Annotated in this window: 4 protein-coding genes; 3 read left to right on the top strand and 1 reads right to left on the bottom strand. The window is 64.5% G+C overall.

Going from position 1 to position 1,581, the window contains the following annotated elements; genetic code table 11:
• Positions 1-198: 198 nt before the first annotated feature.
• Positions 199-408 (bottom strand): hypothetical protein, encoded by a 210-nt coding sequence (locus MJD61_21355; GenBank protein MCG8557807.1) that lies wholly within the window; start codon positions 406-408, stop codon positions 199-201.
• 130 nt (positions 409-538) lie between these two features.
• Here MJD61_21355 and MJD61_21350 point away from each other — a divergent pair, with 130 nt between their 5' ends.
• The 3 genes from MJD61_21350 to MJD61_21340 form a co-directional block, all read left to right on the top strand.
• Positions 539-796, top strand: coding sequence for a hypothetical protein (locus MJD61_21350; protein ID MCG8557806.1), 258 nt, complete (start codon positions 539-541; stop codon positions 794-796).
• Entirely contained in the window at positions 793-1,209 is a 417-nt protein-coding gene (locus MJD61_21345; GenBank protein ID MCG8557805.1) for a PIN domain-containing protein, read from the top strand. The genes MJD61_21350 and MJD61_21345 overlap by 4 nt, the downstream gene beginning before the upstream one ends.
• A gap of 164 nt (positions 1,210-1,373) precedes the next feature.
• Positions 1,374-1,581: hypothetical protein (locus MJD61_21340; protein ID MCG8557804.1), on the top strand; the 208-nt coding region annotated here is incomplete at its 3' end.

Raw genomic sequence — 1,581 nt, 5'->3', positions numbered from 1 at the left:
CCAGCCGGACCGTGGTGCATCGGCTGCTCGATCCGTCCGACACCTCGGTCACGCTGAGCACTCTCGCCAAGGCATCAAAGGCCCTCGGCCTGGAGCTCAACGTCTCGTTCTCCGAGCCCGACGCAGCCTGAGCGTTAGCGCTAAAGGGGGGGTCGCCCTCGTTGCTCGCCAACCTCCGCGGGACACCAGCAAGTGTCTTCAATGCGTTGTGTCGCAGAACCCCGTCGTGGCCGTAGACGTGAACGTGAGCGTGGTCGTGGTCGAGTGGGCTATTTGGCCAGCCAGCAGAGGTCGCGTATCGACACTTCTCCGGGCACGAAATGCTCCACCGCCTCCCACGGGCACATCGCAACCCAGGATGCGCAAGCGTTTGACCTTGGGGTGTCGAGAGAGGAGGTGCTCGCCCATGCCAACTCGTCGAAGACGAACAAGGCCATTGTCACCTTGGATTGTTGCGACAGCGGGGAGCGACCCGTTCGCAGCGCCGCCGGTTACGGCCGGTTGCCGGAGCCTGGAATCCGGTGCAAGATCCAGGAGAATGGCTGCCAAAGCGACTGCAACAAAGAGCCTGGACGAAGCCGTTGCGGCTCTGCGAAAAGACCCTACGGCGCACGTGCGGACTGAGGTGCAGGGCTTGGCCGTGGAGATTCGGGTTGTGCGCGAAGAGGCGAACCGCACCGCAGCCGCTATCTTCGAGGAACTCGGACCTTGGGAGGGCGAGGATAGCGACGAGATCGCCCAAATCCTCACCCAATGCCGCAGGCAAGGCAGCACTCGGCGCGTGCCGGATCTGTGAGATTCGTTCTCGATTCCAATATGGTCATCGCCGCCCTCAACGGGCGCGCCTCCGTTGTTGAGCACCTCGCCCGAATCGCTGCCCTGGACGTTGGGATTCCGGTGGTCGTAGTCGGAGAGCTTGTGTATGGTGCGCACCGGTCGAGGCGCAAGCGCGAGAACCTCGGCCGAATCGCCAGGCTCACCCGCTCGTTTCGCGTCCTGAACGTCAACCGTGCCATCGTCGAAAGGTATGGAGCCATCAGGGCGGCGCTCCAGAGCAAAGGCATCACCAAGAGCGACTTCGACCTGGTGATCGCGTGTACGGCTCTCGAACACGAAGCCGTGCTGGTTACCGACGATGGTGGGCTCCTGGACGGATCCGTTCAGGGCCTGCGCGTGGACAACTGGCTGGAACGAGCTCGAGGAACCTAGCCCGCATCGGTCACACCAGCCTCCGGCCCGCTCGCAATACCGTACGTTCAGGACAATGTTGGCGTTTCCGGGGCTGGTCGACACGCGGATCACGCCGAACCATATCTCGCTGCTGTGCATCGGGCTCGGGCTTGTGGCCGGAGCGCTCGCGGCGCAAGGCGGTTATGCCTGGATTCTGGCGGGCGCGGCGCCTGCTGCGGCGCGACTCCTTCGTGATGCTCACCTTCCTGTTCGCGTTGGCGGGCGCGGCGCACCACATGCTCGTCGTGGTCTTTCTGGGCGGCCTCAGCGTGTTTTCCTACGCGTGCGCTTCCCTGCTCGCAGCCAGCCGGCTGCTCCGGGCAAGGCGTCGCGCAAGCCGGGCCGGCGCCT

It is taken from the genome of Pseudomonadota bacterium (assembly GCA_022361155.1).
GTDB lineage: Bacteria > Myxococcota_A > Polyangia > Polyangiales > JAKSBK01 > JAKSBK01.
Note: the sequence above shows the minus strand (reverse complement) of the source record. Positions and strands in the feature narration are given on the sequence as shown.